This window comes from Bacillus sp. ILBB4 (genome assembly GCF_035064545.1).
Taxonomy (GTDB): domain Bacteria; phylum Bacillota; class Bacilli; order Bacillales; family Bacillaceae_H; genus Priestia.
In genome coordinates this window covers 1,036,201-1,053,105 of record NZ_JAIQVD010000002.1, presented here as the reverse complement: position 1 = coordinate 1,053,105, position 16,905 = coordinate 1,036,201, and the positions used below count along the sequence as shown (strand labels likewise).

Genomic DNA, 16,905 nt, shown 5'->3' with positions numbered 1-16,905 from the left:
AAATAGGGGGAACGTCATGATGAAAAAGAAATCGTTTTTATCACTTGTTTCCATTTTGCTTGTGCTATCGCTTTTTCTAGCAGCATGCAGCGGTGGAAGCAGTTCTTCATCTTCTAGTAATAAAGAAGGCGGAGAAACAAAAACTGAAGGTGCAAAAACAGACAAACCAAAAGATGGGGGAACGATTACGTATGGGATTGACGGAGCGCCGGAAGGGCTTTTTGAGTACGCATTGTATGGTAGTGCATATGATAGCCAAATCTTAGAATTTATCAATGAAGGTCTCTTTACTTATGATAAGAAATTAAAGATTAAATCTGACTTAGCTACTTGGGACGTGAGTGGTGATAAATTAACTTACACGTTTAAATTAAAGAAGGGCATTAAGTGGCATAACGGAGATCCATTAACTGCAGATGATTTTAAATATACGTATGAAACGATTGCCGATAAAGACTATACAGGTCCACGCTATGTAAACGTTGAGCATATTAAAGGCGCTCAAGAATATCACGACGGCAAAGCGGATTCTATTTCTGGAGTTGAAGTAGTAGATCCGCAAACATTTAAAGTAACGTTTAAAGAAGTTCGTGTAAATAACTTAGACAATCTGTGGCCGTATCCAATGCCGAAAAAGTACTATGAAGGAATTGCTGTAAAAGATCTTGCAGAGTCCAAACAAGTTCGTAAAGAGCCTATTGGTGTTGGACCGTTTAAAGTGAAAAAAGTGGTAGCAAGTGAATATGTCCAAATGGAACGTAATGATGATTATTGGAAAGGTAAACCTCACCTTGATGGTGTTGTTGTAAAAGTACTGGATCCATCTGTTTCCGCCGGAGCATTGAAAAAAGGCGATGTCGACATTATGGATGTTCGCCCAGCTGATCTAGGGCAAGTTGAAAAAACAGAAAACTTAGACTTTTTGGAAGGGAAATCAACTAGTTATTCGTATATTGGTCTACGATTTGGACATCGTGATCAAAAAGCTGGTAAAAACGTAGATGATTACGAAAAGTTCAAAGATCTAAAACTTCGTCAAGCATTGCTTTATGCAATAGATAGAAAAGCAATGGTAAAAGCATTTATGAACGACAAAGCGGTTGTTTCTAACACAGTTATTCCGTCTGTATTCTGGATTGCTGCTGACCAAAAAGATTTAACAAAGTACAAGTATAGTCCTGAAAAAGCTAAAAAATTATTAGCTGAAGCTGGTTATAAAGACAAGAATAATGACGGTTTTGTAGAAGATCCAAACGGAAAACCATTTACGATCTCATTCGGTCACTATGCTGGTCCAGCCAACTTCGAGGGTCGTGCGAAGGCTATTATGCAAGCATGGAATGATATTGGTATTAAAACAAAATTAGCAACGGGTTCACTTGTTGAATTTAACTTGTACAATGAAATGAAAGATAACGACGATAAGGCGTTAGAAGCGTTCTTTGGTTCTTGGGACACTGGTTCAGATCCAGATCCTACAGGATTATGGAGCTCTGAAGCTGAATGGAACTATGGCCGTTGGGTAAATAAGGAATCTGATGAAATGCTTAAGGACGGTTTGAGTGAAAAATCATTTGATGATAAATACCGTAAAGATGTATATGTAAAATGGCAAAAATTCTTTAATGAGCAGCTGCCAGCACTTCCTTTATGGGAAAATATCAATATTTATGCTGTGAATAAGCGTGTGAAAAACGTAACTCTAGATCCATCAACGGTAGTTGTAGATCCGGAGAAATGGTCTGTAACGGAATAAGTATTTTACATGTAAAGGAGAGTCAACGATGCTGCAATACTCACTAAGACGTATTTTAGGGATGATTCCAATGTTGATTCTGATCTCCTTTGTTGTGTTTTCCCTGGCAAAAATGATGCCAGGGGACCCTTTTGGGGGAGAAATCAACCCTAGTAATACAGATCCAAAATACATTGAGGAAATGCGTGATAAGCTAGGATATAACGATCCTATCTACGTTCAATATTGGAACTGGGTAAAGGGAGTGGCACAAGGAGATTTAGGAAAGTCAACAACTCATAAGTTACCGACATTAGATATTATTTTAGAGCGTATGCCTAATACTATCTTTTTAGCTTTGACTTCGCTTTTGATTACGTATGTGTTTGCATTTATTTTAGGTATGTATGCAGGAAGAAAACCGTATACCTTAGCAGATAACTTTATTGCAGGATATAATTACTTTGCATTAGCGGTTCCATCGTTTATCGCAGGAATCGTAGGCATTTATTTATTTTCCTTTCAGTTAGGTTGGTTTCCATTTAGCGGTTCTGTTGAAGTAGGATTGAAAGAGGGATCATGGGAATTTATTCAAAGTAGAATTCATCACGTTATATTACCCGCGCTGATTCTTGGCTTGATGTCGACCGCGCAGTATACCCAATTTTTGCGCAATGATATTATTGAAAACAGTCGCAAAGATTTTGTACGCACAGCTAGAGCAAAAGGGACAAAAGAATCTAAAATTTATAATGTTCATATCTTACGCAACTCAATGATTCCGCTTATTACGTTTTTAGGGTTTGATCTTGTAACAATCATTAGCGGTTCTATCATTACAGAAACGATCTTTACGTATCCAGGAATCGGAAAGTTGTTTGTTGACTCTGTAGCAACTCGTGACTACTCAGTTATGATGTCGCTTACAATGTTGTTTTCAATTTTAACACTGGTTGGGAATCTGGTTGCTGATTTGTTATACGGCGTAGCAGATCCGCGTATTCGTTTGGATTAGGAGGAGAAAGTATGGAAATTGTAACGAAAAAAGATGTACAGCCAGAAGTGAATATGAAAGCTCCTAAAAACCTTTCTCCATGGGCGATTGCGCGAAAGAAGTTTGTTAAAAATAAACTAGCCATGATAAGTTTAGCTTTTATGATTGTGATTACGCTTCTTGCCATTTTTGCACCGCTTCTTACAAAAGCAGATATTACACGTATCGACTATATGGCGATGAATGCAGCGCCTTCTAGTGAGCATTGGTTTGGAACGGATACTAATGGGCGAGACGTATTTGCACGTACATTGTATGGAGGAAGAACTTCGTTACTGATTGGAGTTGCTTGTACAACACTCGTTATTTTAATCGGAACTCTTATTGGTTCGATTGCGGGTTATTACGGAGGCAAAGTGGATCAATTCTTAATGCGTTTTACAGACTTTGTATTAAACTTTCCGCTAATTGTTTTCGTTGTAGTGCTAAATACAATCCTAATTGGAAAGATCTCAGGCGTTTGGACGCTTATCCTAGTTGTTAGTTTCCTAAGCTGGGGAAGTACGGCCCGGTTGGTTCGAAGCAAAATCTTGGCTGAAAAAGAAAATGAATATGTGCTTTCAGCTGTTTCCATTGGGTGCAGCCCGTTTAAAATCATCTTTAAACATTTGCTGCCAAATGTATTTTCAACGATTGTGGTTCAAGCCAGTTTGCAAATGGCGATCCTTATTGTGTTTGAGTCAGCGATTAGCTTTATCGGTTTTGGCGTGCCGGCTGATACGCCAAGCTGGGGGAATATGCTGACAGAAGCAAGGGAATCAGATGTGCTGCAGAATAAGCCTTGGATGTGGGTTCCGCCAGGTTTAGCTATTACATTTACGATCCTAGCTATCAACTTCATTGGTGAAGGATTAAAAGATGCTTTGAATCCCAAATCTCTTCGTTAAAAATCTATCACAAAAGTGTGATAGATTTTTTTAGGTTTGTCAGACCTCCTGACAAACCTATTACTATAGAAGAAACTCGGATTTTTTTCTGCTTATAGGGGTGGATATAGCTCATGAAGCCTTTAGTAATCATTAGCACTGGCGTTATATCTGAGCTTCGAAATAAGTGCATTTGAATAATAGCCAAAAACGAAGGCATTTTACAATTGATTTTTAGAAAAATAACATCATTTGGAATAAAAATTCCTTTCTCTGCCTATACTGATGGATAACAAACAGATAGTAAGTGAGGGGTAAATTATGCTATATCTTCATGATGTATGGGTTAATTGGTTTGAAGGCGAAGAAAACGGTTATAATGTGTGTCATTTCCATGAGTGGAGAAAAGACGATTGTGTAGAACTGCTCGATCAAGCACCATTATTAAAAGTAAATCCGCTTTTATTTCATTACATTGAAAATGATCTTTCCGAGCTACCTCAACAACTACTACAAGATGTCTATCAGAAAGCATACATTCGGAAAAATCATGAACGCACGCAGGTTGAATATTGTTTTATCGTTACAGATGGAACGAATATTTTAGCAATTGATACGATGGGATATCATATTCCGATTCGAAAAAGCCGCTTAATTCCAAGACAAGAACAGTTAGTCTATGAGATGATTGCGGATCAAGAAGAGCTAGAATATAAGTTCAGTGAAGACGAGCTGAATAAAAAAGAGCATCATATTCTTTCGCCGTCTCCTGAAACGATGAGAGGACTAACACGTAAAGAACGTCAGCTAAAACAGCTGTTATTTATGGCACTTGATCAGCTACATACAACAAAAAATACAGCTCAAATCCGCTACTGGTACACAGAGTGGAATCCAACGAAGTACGAAGACATTCAAGAGATGTCGTTTCAAGACGTATGGAATCAGCTATACGATGAAACGAAGTCAGGGTGGTCACCGAAGCATAAATTATTATGCGAGCGCTTAGTAAAAGGACAACCTTTCTTTGAAAAACTTTGGGAAATTGAACAAGAGCCAAAAGTTAATTAAAAAAACGACTGCATAGCAGTCGTTTTTTTAACGTTTACGGCCAATTCCCATTGCGTTTCGCATTTTGCGAAGCATTTTATTAGCCGTTGCATTTGCTTTATCGGCACCTTGATCTAAAATATTATCTAGCTCGCTAGAATCAACTAATTCATAATATCTTTCTTGAATTGGAGCGAGTGCTTCAGCTACTACTTTAGCTGTGTCAGCTTTAAAGTCACCATAACCTTTGCCTTCGTACATTGCTTCAATGTCTTCGATCGATTTATTGGCTAGGATTGAATAAATACTTAATAAGTTTGAAATACCTGGCTTATTTTCTTTATCATAGCGAACAATACCTTCTGAATCCGTTACGGCACTTTTGATTTTCTTTTCAATTGTTTTTGCGTCATCCAAGAGCGTAATGAAAGCTTTTTGGTTTGGATCGGACTTGCTCATTTTTTTCGTAGGATCTTGAAGAGACATGACGCGTGCGCCCACTTTTGGAATACGTACTTCAGGAATAGTGAAGATATCATTGTATTTTTTGTTGAAGCGTTCAGCTAAATCACGCGTTAATTCTAAATGCTGCTTTTGATCTTCACCAACTGGAACCAAATCGGTGTTGTATAAAAGAATATCAGCTGCCATTAATGGAGGATAAGTTAGTAATCCTGCTGATACTGCTTCTTTTCCAGCGGACTTATCTTTAAACTGAGTCATACGTTCAAGTTCACCGATATACGCTACGCACTGTAGCATCCATCCCGCTTCTGTGTGGGCGGGCACTTCTGATTGAATAAATAAAGTCGATTTTGCTGGATCAATTCCTACTGCTACATACAGAGCAGCAAGGCTGCGAATGTTTTTACGAAGTGCTAAACGATCTTGAGGCGTTGTAATCGCATGCTGATCTACAATACAAAAATGACAGTTATAGTCATGTTGAAGTTCAACAAATTGCTTCATCGCTCCAATGTAGTTACCTAAAGTGATTGTACCGCTTGGTTGAATACCTGAAAAAATTGTTTTCATCAAATCTTCCTTTCATCTGCACATATATGATGCTAATTTACGGATACAACATAAAAAGGCCCATCCGCTCCTAGCATAAGCTAGGGGCGAATGGACCGCGTTGCCACCCTAATTAGCACACATAATTGTGAACTATCTTTATTCATATAACGTTGAGGTCAACGTTCAAGCTTTGCACTTGAAAGCTCCAAAGTCCATTCTGCAGGTTTCAATGTTTGTTCTCACCAGCCACAAACTCTCTAAAAATGAAAATTCTGCATACTACTCTTTTTCACAGCTTTAATTATATAGTTATTCGTTATTATAACGCGAAAAAGCAGGAATTTAAACATCTTATCGCTAAAAAGTTTTATAAGACAATTTACTGGAATTTTTCAGCGGCAAAAAAAGACAAAAACCTTTTAATTAAAGCATTTCTTAATGAAAATTTGGTGGAGGATTTGGTAAAAATCTTTTATTTAGTATTTCTAATGGCTTTGTAATACTATTGTAATACCTATACTACAAAAAAGATTTTGGACGTCTGACAAGTAGGCACAATCCTTATAAGATAAGGTTTTTTCCCTCGTGACAAAAAAATACCATTAAATAATAGTATTGCAATAAATTTTTAAAATATTTATAATAGGCGTAACAAACATATTTTTTACAAAGGTATTACAATTTCTTAAGTTTTCAGAAAACACAAAATAGACAATGTTTTGTTTCAATTAGCGAATTTTGTAATGAATGAGTCTTCTACATATTAAGCGCATACATTGGATTTACAGCATGTAAACAATTGATGACAGTTTCATAGGGTAGAAGAATAATTTTGCAGTGAGGTCTTTAATGCTCTACTACGCAAAAAAATAACTGATTATTTTGTATTGAAAGAGGATTAAGAAATTAGTACATATCAAAAAAATATGGTTGCCACACAAACAAAATTTAATAGGGGGTAACACGCAATGAAGAAAAGGTTGTCGATTCTTTTCAGTTTGCTGCTTGTAATGAGCTTGTTTTTAGCTGCATGTGGATTTAACAAAGAATCTGGTGGCAGTGAAAATGCTAGCAGTGATGGCGGCGACAAGAAGAAAGAGCAAGAGCTTCGCGTAAACATTAAAACTGAGCCTTTTTCACTGAACCCAGGCTTAGCTAATGATTCAACGTCATCAAACGTATTATTACAAACATTTGAGGGTTTAACTCGTATCGGTAAAGATGGAAAACCTGAAAATGCAATGGCGAAAGATGTGAAGGTCAGCGATGATCAAACTAAATATACGTTTACTATTCGCGACGATGCAAAATGGTCAAATGGTGACCCTGTAACAGCAAAAGATTTCGAATATGCATGGAAATGGGCGTTAGATCCTAAAAACGAATCTCAATATGCATATCAATTATACTATGTTAAAAATGCACAAGCTGCCAATGAAGGAAAAGGTTCATTAGATGATGTTGCCGTTAAAGCAACAGATGATAAAACGCTTGAGGTAACATTAGAAAACCCAACGCCATATTTCTTAGAATTAACAGCTTTCTATACGTACTTCCCAGTGAATACGAAAATTGCTGAATCAAATGAAAAATGGTACACAAATGCAGGCGAAAACTATACGTCAAACGGTCCTTTCAAGCTTAAAACTTGGAAACATAATGACAAAATCGAGTTAGTTCCTAATGAAAACTATTGGGATAAAGATGCTGTAAAACTTAAAAAAGTTGAAATGTACATGATCAATGATAACAACACTGAACTTTCAATGTTCAAAAACGGTGAATTAGACTGGGCGGGTATGCCTACTGGTCAATTACCGGCTGATGCACTTCCTGAATTAAAGAAAGACGGTTCATTAAACATTCAAGAGATTGCAGGTACTTACTGGTACAAGTTTAATACAGAACAAAAACCTTTAGACAATGTGAACATTCGTAAAGCATTAGCTTATGCAATTGATCGTAAAGGTATTACAGAACAAATTACAAAAGACGGTTCAGTTCCAGCGATGGCGGCTGTACCACCAACAATGTTTGAAGATAACAAAAAAGGCTACTTCAAAGACAATGATGTGAAAAAAGCAAAAGAATATTTAGAAAAAGGCTTGAAAGAAATGGGCCTTAAAGATGCTTCAGAACTACCAGCAATTAAGGTTTCATACAACACGGATGAAAAACATGCAAAAATTGCACAAGCTGTTCAAGATATGTGGAAGAAAAACCTTGGCATTAAAGTACAGTTAGACAACTCTGAGTGGGCTGTTTACATTGAAAAGTTACACCAAGGAGATTATCAAGTTGGACGTATGGGCTGGTTAGGAGATTTTAACGATCCAATTAACTTCTTAGAATTGTTCCGTGATAAAAAAGGCGGAAACAATGATACAAACTGGGAAAACCCAGAATATAAAAAGTTATTAATTGACTCTCAAAAAGAAACAGATCCTAAAAAACGTCTGGAAATGTTGAAAAAAGCAGAAGGTATCTTCATGGATGAAATGCCAGTGGCACCAATCTACTTCTACACAAACGCTTGGGTACAAGACAAGCAGCTGAAAGATGTTGTGATGTCTGGACTTGGAGACATTCAGATTAAGTGGGCTCATTTTGAGTAAGTAACATCAATTGTGACAAAGGGTATATGGGGCCTGGTGCTCCATATACTTTTCTTTCTTGTGCGCGAATTTTGTAAAAATATGGAGGTGTGTCAGGGTGTTCAAATATATAGGAAAACGACTTATTTATATGTTTCTATCATTATGGCTGATCGTAACAGCGACCTTTTTCTTAATGCGTGCTGTTCCAGGAGGTCCATTCACATCAGAAAAGCAGCTTCCCCCTGAAATTCAAAAAAATCTAAATCAGTATTACGGTTTAGACCAGCCTTGGTACCATCAGTACTTTGATTATTTAACATCAATTTTAAAGTGGGATTTTGGTCCATCTTTCAAATATAAAGGCCAAACGGTAAATGATTTGATTAACGGCGGATTCCCTGTTTCATTCATGCTAGGGATGGAAGCTATTTTAATAGCAATTGCTATTGGTGTAGTACTTGGTGTTATTGCTGCTTTAAAACATAATAAGTGGCAAGATTACACGGCGATGGTTATTGCAGTTCTAGGAATCTCAGTTCCGAGTTTTATCATGGCAGCGGTATTACAATACGTTCTGGCTATGAAACTACAAATTTTTCCGGTTGCACGCTGGGAATCTTGGGCACACACGGTGTTACCAGCTCTCGCGCTTGCTTCAACCCCTATGGCATTTATCGCACGATTGACTCGTTCGAGTATGCTTGAAGTATTAAGCAATGATTATATTCGTACAGCGAAAGCAAAAGGTTTAAGCAGAGGCGTTATTACAGTTAAGCACGCCATGCGAAATGCGATGCTTCCAGTCGTATCCTATATGGGACCTTTAGTAGCAGGGATTTTAACGGGTAGCTTTGTTATTGAAAAAATATTTGGTATCCCGGGATTAGGTTCACACTTTGTACTCAGTATCTCAAACCGAGATTACACAACGATTATGGGCGTAACGGTGTTCTACAGTATTTTACTACTTTTTTGTATCTTGCTTGTAGATATTGCATACGGCTTCATTGACCCTCGAATTAAACTTACAGGTGCTAAGAAAGGAGAGTAACTATGCAGCAACTTCCGAAAATTCCTAAAGAAATGTTTGAAACAGCAGGGATTGACCGCGCTCAGGCAGAAAAGATTGAAAAACCGAGTCTTTCATTCTGGCAAGATGTTTTTATTCGTTTTCGCAAAAACAAGCTTGCTATGTTTGGTGTAGTACTAATGGTTCTCCTTGTTTTTATGGCTATATTTGGTCCATTGATGGTGAAATATGATTATGCAACCAATGATTTACTGAATGCTAATCAGGCTCCATCTTCTGAGCACTGGTTCGGTACAGATGAATTAGGGCGTGATGTTTTTGCTCGTACGTGGGAAGGCGCTCGTATTTCATTATTTATCGGGTTAGCAGCAGCTTTAATTGATTTATTCATCGGCGTAGTTTGGGGAAGCATCTCTGGATACCGCGGCGGCCGTACGGATGAAACAATGATGCGTGTTGCGGATATCTTATATGGTGTTCCTTACCTTTTACTGGTTATTATTTTAATGGTTATGCTTGGCCAAGGGTTAGGCACGATGATTTTAGCGATGACCATTACCGGCTGGATTAACATGGCCCGTATTGTGCGTGGACAGGTATTGCAGTTGAAAAACCAAGAGTACGTAATGGCTTCACAAACATTAGGAGCAACAACAAAACGTATTTTATTTAAACATCTTATTCCTAACGCAACAGGTCCAATTTTAGTAACAATGACACTAACGATTCCTTCAGCAATCTTTACAGAAGCATTTTTAAGCTACTTGGGACTAGGCGTTCCGGCACCGCTTGCAAGCTGGGGAACAATGGCTTCAGAAGGCTTACCTGCTTTGGAATACTATCCTTGGCGCTTATTTTTCCCAGGTTTGTTTATCTGTTTAACAATCTTAGCGTTCAACGTAATTGGTGATGGATTACGAGATGCGTTAGATCCAAAACTACGTAAGTAAGGAAGTGAACTCATATGTCACGTTTATTAGAAGTAAAAAATTTAGCTGTATCATTTAAAACATATGGCGGAGAAGTTCAAGCTGTTCGCGGCGTTAACTTCCACTTAAATAAAGGTGAAACTTTAGCAATTGTTGGTGAATCAGGATCTGGTAAAAGTGTAACTTCACAAACGATCATGCGCCTTATTCCGATGCCTCCTGGCCGAATCAAAAGCGGCGAAATGCTGTTTGACGGCATTGATTTAGCTAAGAAAACGGATAAAGAAATGGAAGCTATTCGCGGTAAAGATATCGGTATGATCTTCCAAGATCCGATGACTTCCTTAAATCCAACGATGAAAGTTGGGGCTCAAATTGGTGAAGTCGTAATCAAGCATTCCAAAGTGTCTAAAGCAGAAGCAAAAAAACGGGCAGTCGAGTTATTAACGCTTGTAGGAATTCCTTTTCCAGAACAGCGTGTGAATCAATATCCGCATGAATTCAGCGGCGGGATGAGACAGCGTGTTGTCATTGCGATGGCTCTTGCTTCTAATCCGAAGCTATTGATCGCTGATGAACCAACAACGGCGCTTGATGTAACAATTCAAGCTCAAATTTTAGAATTGATGAAAGACATTCAGAAAAAAACGGATACATCTATTATCTTTATTACCCATGATCTTGGTGTAGTAGCAAATGTAGCAGATCGAGTAGCCGTTATGTATGCTGGTCAAATTGTTGAAATGGGCACAGTGGATGAAGTGTTTTACGATCCAAAACATCCGTATACGTGGGGACTGCTAGCTTCTATGCCAAGCTTAGATAACGAGGCAGAAGAAGAGCTGGCTGCTATTCCTGGAACGCCGCCAGATTTAACGAATCCTCCAAAAGGAGATGCATTTGCAGCGCGAAATCCATACGCAATGAAAATCGATTTTGAGCAAGAACCTCCAATGTTCAAAATATCTGATACGCACTATGCGAAAACATGGCTGTTACATCCCGATGCACCAAAAGTAGAGCCGCCTGCTTCAGTTCAGCGCCGCATGCGTAAAGTTGATAATGTATACCGGACACCTGTACTCGTAGCGAAGGATGGTGAATAACATGACAGATAAATTATTAGAGATTAAAGGCTTAAAGCAACATTTTTTCACAAGTAAAGGAACAATTAAAGCAGTTGATGGTCTGACGTTTGACATCTTCCGCGGAGAAACATTAGGGCTTGTAGGTGAATCCGGTTGCGGAAAGTCAACGACAGGCAGAACGATTATTCGTTTATATGACGCTACTAGCGGTGAGGTGCTATTTAATGGCGAAAATGTACATGGTCGCAAATCTCGCTCAGAGCTTAAAAAATTCAATCGTAAAATGCAAATGATTTTCCAAGACCCATATGCGTCGCTTAACCCTCGTATGACCGTAGCAGATATCATAGCAGAAGGCATTGATATTCACGGTTTAGCTAAGACGAGAAAGGAGCGTATGGCAAAGGTTCACGAGCTTCTTGAAACAGTGGGGCTTAACAAAGAACATGCAAATCGCTATCCACATGAGTTTAGTGGCGGCCAGCGTCAGCGTATCGGTATCGCAAGAGCACTGGCAGTAGAACCTGATTTTATCATCGCAGATGAACCAATCTCAGCTTTGGACGTGTCTATACAAGCTCAAGTTGTTAACTTAATGAAGAAGTTACAGCGTGAACGTGGACTAACATATTTATTTATCGCCCATGATTTGTCAATGGTAAAATACATCAGTGACCGCATCGGCGTTATGTACAGAGGTAAGATTGTAGAGCTTGCACCAAGTGATGAACTTTATCGAAACCCTGTTCATCCATATACAAAAGCGTTGCTTTCAGCTATTCCGCTTCCCGATCCTGACAGTGAAAAAACGCGTCAGCGCAAAATTTATGATCCAAGTATCCATGACTATAACGGTGAAGAACCGGAACTTAGAGAAGTATCTCCAGGTCACTACGTGTCTTGTTCTCAAGCAGAGTTTGCCACATATACAACCTAACAAAAACGATCTCACAACGAGGTCGTTTTTTATTTAGTTATCAAAGAACACTAAGCTTCAAGTTGCAAAAAACATGTAAGAACAAGTAACATTAGCGCTTTACAGGTATTATACAGTAAAGGATTGAAAAATACTATTGAAAATTTTCAGAATTTTATATTTAAGACAAAATATCTATGTATAAATCTTATAACTAAAGGAATATAAGTGGTTAATAATGTTTTATTTTGAATAATAATTCAAAAAATATAAAAAGAAGGTAGACACATGTCTACCTTCTTTTTATAAGTCTGCTAAGATATCGCCGTCTTTACGATTTTTGTCAATTTTCAATACTTGATCTGCCGGCTGATAGGACGCACCATATATTTCTTTGTCTTTGTACGTATGAATTAACTCGTACGTTTTTTTCATTTTATTTAAAATGCTTTCCTCTGTTTCAGAGGTAGGAGACCAGTATAGAATTTTCATCTGGTTAATTTCATTTGTAGCTAATGACCGGCGGTTATAGCCAATTGTTTGAGCATGCTTAAAGTCTGCACGTTTATAAAAATGCAGTCGTTTTGCTGAGTCTGAATCTTTATAGTCTACAGGCTCTACTTCTAAGATAATGGGTTTGTTATGCTGTTTTAACTCATCAATTAATTTACCGCCAAGCCCTTGACCTCGAGCGTCTTTTGAAACAAAGAGGTAATCAATAAAGATAAATTGGTCTGTTTCCACATACATTAATACGTGATGAGGTCCTTCATTTTTATGATAAATATCGCTGCGTTCTTGTAAAAGCGTTTCGATATGCTTCTTTGATTTCATTTCTTCAATGGGAAAATATTGACTTAGTTTTTCATACCAATTCATAGCACCCTCCTACTGATCTTTTCATGATGATGTTCATAATAGTGTTTAAACAGTTATCTTATCTTTACCCTTTTTAGGGAAAAGTAAGCATCTATAATTGAAAATATAGAAGAATAATCGATTTATTATTCTTAATATTTAGATAATTATAGTGTAATAAGAACATATAATGTAAAAAATGGTTTTTATTATATTTCGATCATAAGTTTATTTGTGAAAATCACAAAAAACTATCGCATTTTTTGTGATTTTTGATAAAATGAACAAAGTGAAGTTTTTTTAATATTGTATTTTACAGATGTGATAGCGGTAAAAGTGCAGGTGTGAAACTTGCAATATCAGATTTTTAGTACATACACTGCTAGAATTATTTGGCTGAAAAATAAGTTAATACTATACACGTAGCCGCTATCGCTATTAAATGAAATGGATATGTTAGGAGAGAGAATTATGCAAGGGAACACGCAAGAAAAAGAATTAAGCCGTGGACTTGAGGAAAGACATATTAGCTTAATGTCTTTAGGTGCAGCTATCGGAGTTGGACTGTTTTTAGGTTCTGCATCCGCTATTCGGTTAGCGGGTCCTGGTATTCTTATCATGTATGGAATCAGTGGTCTTGTTATGTTTTTTATTATGAGAGCGCTAGGTGAAATGGCAGTACAAAATCCAGTAGCCGGTTCTTTTAGTAAGTATGCTAACGATTATTTAGGGCCACTTGCTGGTTATTTAACAGGCTGGAACTACTGGTTTATGTGGATTATTACATGTATGGCTGAAATTACAGCTGTTGGAGTATATATGGAGTTTTGGTTCCCGGGTGTACCTCAGTGGATATGGGCACTTGCAGCACTCGTTATCATGACAGGGGTTAACTTTTTAGCTGTAAAAGCATATGGCGAACTAGAGTTTTGGTTTTCTCTTATTAAAGTAGTAACGATTATCCTTATGATTGTGCTGGGACTGGGCATGATTATCTTTGGAATTGGAAATGGCGGTATTGCAACAGGAATCAGTAATTTATGGAGTCACGGGGGCTTTTTCCCGAATGGTATGAAAGGTGTTCTTTTATCACTTCAAATGGTTATGTTTGCTTACCTTGGTATTGAAATGATTGGGGTAACAGCAGGAGAGGTGAAAAATCCGGAAAAAACACTAACAAAAGCAATTGATAATGTACTGTGGAGAATTTTGATTTTTTACATCGGAGCTTTGTTTGTTATTATGTCTATTTATCCTTGGCCAGAGATTGGAACACAAGGAAGTCCATTTGTTTTAACATTTGATAAAGCTGGAATACCCGCTGCAGCAGGGATTATAAACTTTGTAGTGTTAACAGCGGCTTTATCTTCTTGTAACAGTGGAATTTTTAGTACGGGCCGTATGTTATTTAATTTAGCTCAGCACGGAGAAGCTCCAAAACGCTATGCCAACTTAACAAAAGGCGGCGTGCCTGGTGCAGCAGTTATTGCTTCAGCTGTTGTACTGCTAATCGGAGTTGGCTTAAACTATGTTGTTCCTGATAAGGTGTTCACGTGGGTGACGAGTATTGCCACTATTGGAGCAATTTGGACATGGGGAATTATTTTACTTTCTCAAATTCGCTTCCGCAAGGGATTAAGCGATCAGCAAGTAAGTGATTTAAAATATAAGCTTCCGTTCTTCCCGTATACGTCATATCTCTCTCTTGCTTTCTTAGCGGGAGTAGTAGTGGTGATGGGTTTTTCTTCTGATACAAGAATAGCCCTTATTGTAGGTCCGATATGGTTTATTTTATTGGTTGTTGTCTACTATTCAAAAGGTTTTCATAAAAGATAAAAAATGAGGCTCGGACAAAAGTAGTTTCGTTGAAGAAAGATCCGAACGAGTTGAATTCTTGATTAAGAATCCAACTCGTTCGGATTTTTTTATGGTGATGGTGAACGTAGGTTTACTGTATGTAGGGCTTCTAGCTGTTGATTGGAGGGCAAGGCGAAGACTCCTGCGGGAAAAGCGAGACCCCGCAGGAGCGGAAGCAACGAGAAGGCTCACCGCCCGCCCGCGGAAAGCGAAGTCTTGCACGGAAATCAGCAGCGGTGTAACAAGCGCGATCCATACGAACTCATATATCCCATTTGTTCACCTTTAGATTGATGTAGTTGTGTCCCACCCGCATTTTTTTCCAAAAGAAAATGAAGGATTTATTATTTCACTTTTCGCTTTAGTGTGCTAATATATTATATTGTTAAACAAATGAAGAGATGAATGAAGAAACAAATAATTTTTACGTGTTAATAGATTAGCATCGAGCTTTCTATCTCAAAAGTTTAAGCTTTTAGAAAGCAAAAGGAGACAGAGCAAATGAAAGATAAAAAATGGGGACTTTGGTTTTTAACAGCCTTTGTAGTTGGTAATATGGTAGGCGGCGGAGTATTTATGCTTCCTTCTAATTTAGCAAACGTATCAAGTCCAATCGGTTCAACACTTGCTTGGATTGCAACAGGTCTTGGCGTATTCATGATTGCTCTTGTATTCGGGAATTTAGTCATGAGAAAGCCCGAATTAAAAGGAGGGCCTCAAAGTTATGCAGCGAATCTTTTTTCATCGCCTAAAGCAGGTAAAGTAGCAGGGTATAGCATGGCTTGGGGCTATTGGGCAGCTAACTGGGCTGCAACAGCATCTGTCATCATATCATTTGCGGGATATTTAACAACGTTCTTTCCAGTAATGGAGAGTAAGGATATTTTATTTTCAGTCGGAAATTTTCAATTAGAAGCTGGAAAATTCATTACGTTTTTAGTATGTTCTATTGTCCTATGGGGAATTCAAGCTATTTTGCAGCGAGATATTAATAGCGCCGGTAATATTAACTTTATCACAACGGCAGCTAAAATTATTGGATTCGGTTTATTTATTGTTGTGGCGCTATCGCTATTTAGCGCATCCAACCTGGTCAGTACAGAATTTGTTAATTCAAAGGGTATAAATGTAGGATTGGGAAGTCAGGTCAATGGGGCAGCCATTGCTACGCTGTGGGCGTTTATCGGAATTGAATCGGCTGTACTGTTATCTAACCGTGCAAAATCACAAAAAGTAGTGAAGAAAGCAACGCTGCTTGGATTATTGATCTCGATGGTTATCTATGTGGGGATTACGCTTCTAGCTATGGGGATTCTTTCAACAGCTCAGCTTCAGCAGTCTCAAAAACCTTTGGTAGATACGTTAGAAATGGTGATTGGACATAAAGGTGCTTACGTAATGGCTATTTTAGCACTTATTTCTTTATTAGGTTCTACTGTTGGATGGATTGTTGTTAGTGCAGAAGTTCCTTATCAAGCAGCAAAATCAGGGTTGTTTCCACAGTGGTTTGCTAAAACGAATCAGAACAATAGTCCAGCCCGCTCACTAACATTAACAAATGGCTTAACACAGTTGTTTTTGTTCGCGACTATTTCAGGTACAGTTTCGCAAGCCTATAATTTCGCTATCGTTGTAGCTACTCTCGCTTATTTAGTTCCTTATTTCGTGACGACAGTTTATCAATTAAAGCTTATTGTGACGGGTGAGACGTACGGCACGATTAAAGGATCGCGAGTAAAAGACGGAATCATCGCCTCGTTAGCACTTATTTATTCGCTTTGGGTGATTAAGACAGGGACAGCTGATTTAAAAACATTTTTCTTAGGTATGGGCTTATTTGTAATCGGGCTGTTACTGTATCCTATCTTAATGAGACGAGGAAAAAGCACATCAGCTATTAAATAAATA

General features: G+C 37.9%; 14 protein-coding genes and 1 other annotated feature. Of the genes, 12 read left to right on the top strand and 2 right to left on the bottom strand.

The window, feature by feature from the left end:
• The first annotated feature begins 16 nt into the window (after positions 1-16).
• The 4 genes from opp4A to LAV82_RS11430 all read left to right on the top strand — a co-directional run bounded on the left by opp4A (position 17) and on the right by LAV82_RS11430 (position 4,726).
• Positions 17-1,756, top strand: coding sequence for an oligopeptide ABC transporter substrate-binding protein (gene opp4A, locus LAV82_RS11445; RefSeq protein WP_499716105.1), 1,740 nt, complete (start codon positions 17-19; stop codon positions 1,754-1,756).
• Positions 1,757-1,784: 28 nt separating this feature from the next.
• Positions 1,785-2,750: an oligopeptide ABC transporter permease gene (gene opp4B, locus LAV82_RS11440; RefSeq protein ID WP_013055410.1), complete on the top strand. Its 966-nt coding sequence runs from the start codon at positions 1,785-1,787 to the stop codon at positions 2,748-2,750.
• Positions 2,751-2,761: 11 nt separating this feature from the next.
• The gene (opp4C, locus tag LAV82_RS11435) at positions 2,762-3,676 is read left to right on the top strand and encodes an oligopeptide ABC transporter permease (RefSeq protein ID WP_013055411.1); all 915 of its coding nucleotides are present in this window, start codon (positions 2,762-2,764) and stop codon (positions 3,674-3,676) included.
• 300 nt (positions 3,677-3,976) lie between these two features.
• A complete protein-coding gene (locus tag LAV82_RS11430; protein ID WP_013055412.1) occupies positions 3,977-4,726 on the top strand; it encodes a YjbA family protein in 750 nt (249 codons plus the stop codon).
• A gap of 27 nt (positions 4,727-4,753) precedes the next feature.
• Here LAV82_RS11430 and trpS read toward each other — a convergent pair whose 3' ends face one another.
• On the bottom strand, positions 4,754-5,743 hold the full coding sequence (gene trpS, locus LAV82_RS11425; RefSeq protein ID WP_211078293.1) for a tryptophan--tRNA ligase: 990 nt from the start codon (positions 5,741-5,743) through the stop codon (positions 4,754-4,756).
• Positions 5,744-5,819: 76 nt separating this feature from the next.
• Positions 5,820-6,024 (bottom strand) — a binding site (T-box leader).
• A 666-nt stretch (positions 6,025-6,690) separates the two neighbouring features.
• Between trpS and LAV82_RS11420 the strand changes: the two genes are divergently transcribed.
• From LAV82_RS11420 to LAV82_RS11400, 5 genes are all read left to right on the top strand, one after another.
• Positions 6,691-8,337, top strand: coding sequence for a peptide ABC transporter substrate-binding protein (locus tag LAV82_RS11420; RefSeq protein ID WP_013055414.1), 1,647 nt, complete (start codon positions 6,691-6,693; stop codon positions 8,335-8,337).
• Positions 8,338-8,434: 97 nt separating this feature from the next.
• Positions 8,435-9,370 (top strand): ABC transporter permease, encoded by a 936-nt coding sequence (locus LAV82_RS11415; protein WP_013055415.1) that lies wholly within the window; start codon positions 8,435-8,437, stop codon positions 9,368-9,370.
• A 2-nt stretch (positions 9,371-9,372) separates the two neighbouring features.
• Positions 9,373-10,299: an ABC transporter permease gene (locus LAV82_RS11410; RefSeq protein WP_013055416.1), complete on the top strand. Its 927-nt coding sequence runs from the start codon at positions 9,373-9,375 to the stop codon at positions 10,297-10,299.
• 14 nt (positions 10,300-10,313) lie between these two features.
• Positions 10,314-11,384, top strand: a complete 1,071-nt coding sequence (locus tag LAV82_RS11405; RefSeq protein WP_013055417.1) for an ABC transporter ATP-binding protein — start codon at positions 10,314-10,316, stop codon at positions 11,382-11,384.
• 1 nt (position 11,385) lies between these two features.
• On the top strand, positions 11,386-12,303 hold the full coding sequence (locus LAV82_RS11400) for an ABC transporter ATP-binding protein (protein ID WP_029324759.1): 918 nt from the start codon (positions 11,386-11,388) through the stop codon (positions 12,301-12,303).
• A gap of 282 nt (positions 12,304-12,585) precedes the next feature.
• Here the strand turns inward: LAV82_RS11400 and LAV82_RS11395 are convergent, their stop codons facing one another.
• Positions 12,586-13,161 (bottom strand): GNAT family N-acetyltransferase, encoded by a 576-nt coding sequence (locus tag LAV82_RS11395; RefSeq protein ID WP_499716104.1) that lies wholly within the window; start codon positions 13,159-13,161, stop codon positions 12,586-12,588.
• A gap of 450 nt (positions 13,162-13,611) precedes the next feature.
• On the opposite strand from LAV82_RS11395, the gene LAV82_RS11390 reads away from it, so the two are divergent.
• From LAV82_RS11390 to LAV82_RS11380, 3 genes are all read left to right on the top strand, one after another.
• Complete coding sequence (locus tag LAV82_RS11390; RefSeq protein ID WP_057239488.1) at positions 13,612-14,976, top strand: amino acid permease; 1,365 nt, start codon at positions 13,612-13,614, stop codon at positions 14,974-14,976.
• Positions 14,977-15,113: 137 nt separating this feature from the next.
• Positions 15,114-15,239: a hypothetical protein gene (locus LAV82_RS11385; protein WP_255260804.1), complete on the top strand. Its 126-nt coding sequence runs from the start codon at positions 15,114-15,116 to the stop codon at positions 15,237-15,239.
• A gap of 259 nt (positions 15,240-15,498) precedes the next feature.
• Entirely contained in the window at positions 15,499-16,902 is a 1,404-nt protein-coding gene (locus tag LAV82_RS11380) for an amino acid permease (RefSeq protein ID WP_057239483.1), read from the top strand.
• Positions 16,903-16,905 lie beyond the last annotated feature (3 nt).

What these genes read in the sequence shown, in the direction of transcription:
- LAV82_RS11405 (WP_013055417.1), top strand. Translation starts at nt 10,314, where the DNA reads ATGTCACGTTTATTAGAAGTAAAAAATTTAGCTGTATCATTTAAAACA.
- LAV82_RS11430 (WP_013055412.1), top strand. Translation starts at nt 3,977, where the DNA reads ATGCTATATCTTCATGATGTATGGGTTAATTGGTTTGAAGGCGAAGAA.
- opp4A (WP_499716105.1), top strand. Translation starts at nt 17, where the DNA reads ATGATGAAAAAGAAATCGTTTTTATCACTTGTTTCCATTTTGCTTGTG.
- LAV82_RS11395 (WP_499716104.1), bottom strand. Translation starts at nt 13,161, where the DNA reads ATGAATTGGTATGAAAAACTAAGTCAATATTTTCCCATTGAAGAAATG.
- LAV82_RS11390 (WP_057239488.1), top strand. Translation starts at nt 13,612, where the DNA reads ATGCAAGGGAACACGCAAGAAAAAGAATTAAGCCGTGGACTTGAGGAA.
- LAV82_RS11410 (WP_013055416.1), top strand. Translation starts at nt 9,373, where the DNA reads ATGCAGCAACTTCCGAAAATTCCTAAAGAAATGTTTGAAACAGCAGGG.
- LAV82_RS11400 (WP_029324759.1), top strand. Translation starts at nt 11,386, where the DNA reads ATGACAGATAAATTATTAGAGATTAAAGGCTTAAAGCAACATTTTTTC.
- LAV82_RS11380 (WP_057239483.1), top strand. Translation starts at nt 15,499, where the DNA reads ATGAAAGATAAAAAATGGGGACTTTGGTTTTTAACAGCCTTTGTAGTT.
- opp4B (WP_013055410.1), top strand. Translation starts at nt 1,785, where the DNA reads ATGCTGCAATACTCACTAAGACGTATTTTAGGGATGATTCCAATGTTG.
- LAV82_RS11420 (WP_013055414.1), top strand. Translation starts at nt 6,691, where the DNA reads ATGAAGAAAAGGTTGTCGATTCTTTTCAGTTTGCTGCTTGTAATGAGC.
- opp4C (WP_013055411.1), top strand. Translation starts at nt 2,762, where the DNA reads ATGGAAATTGTAACGAAAAAAGATGTACAGCCAGAAGTGAATATGAAA.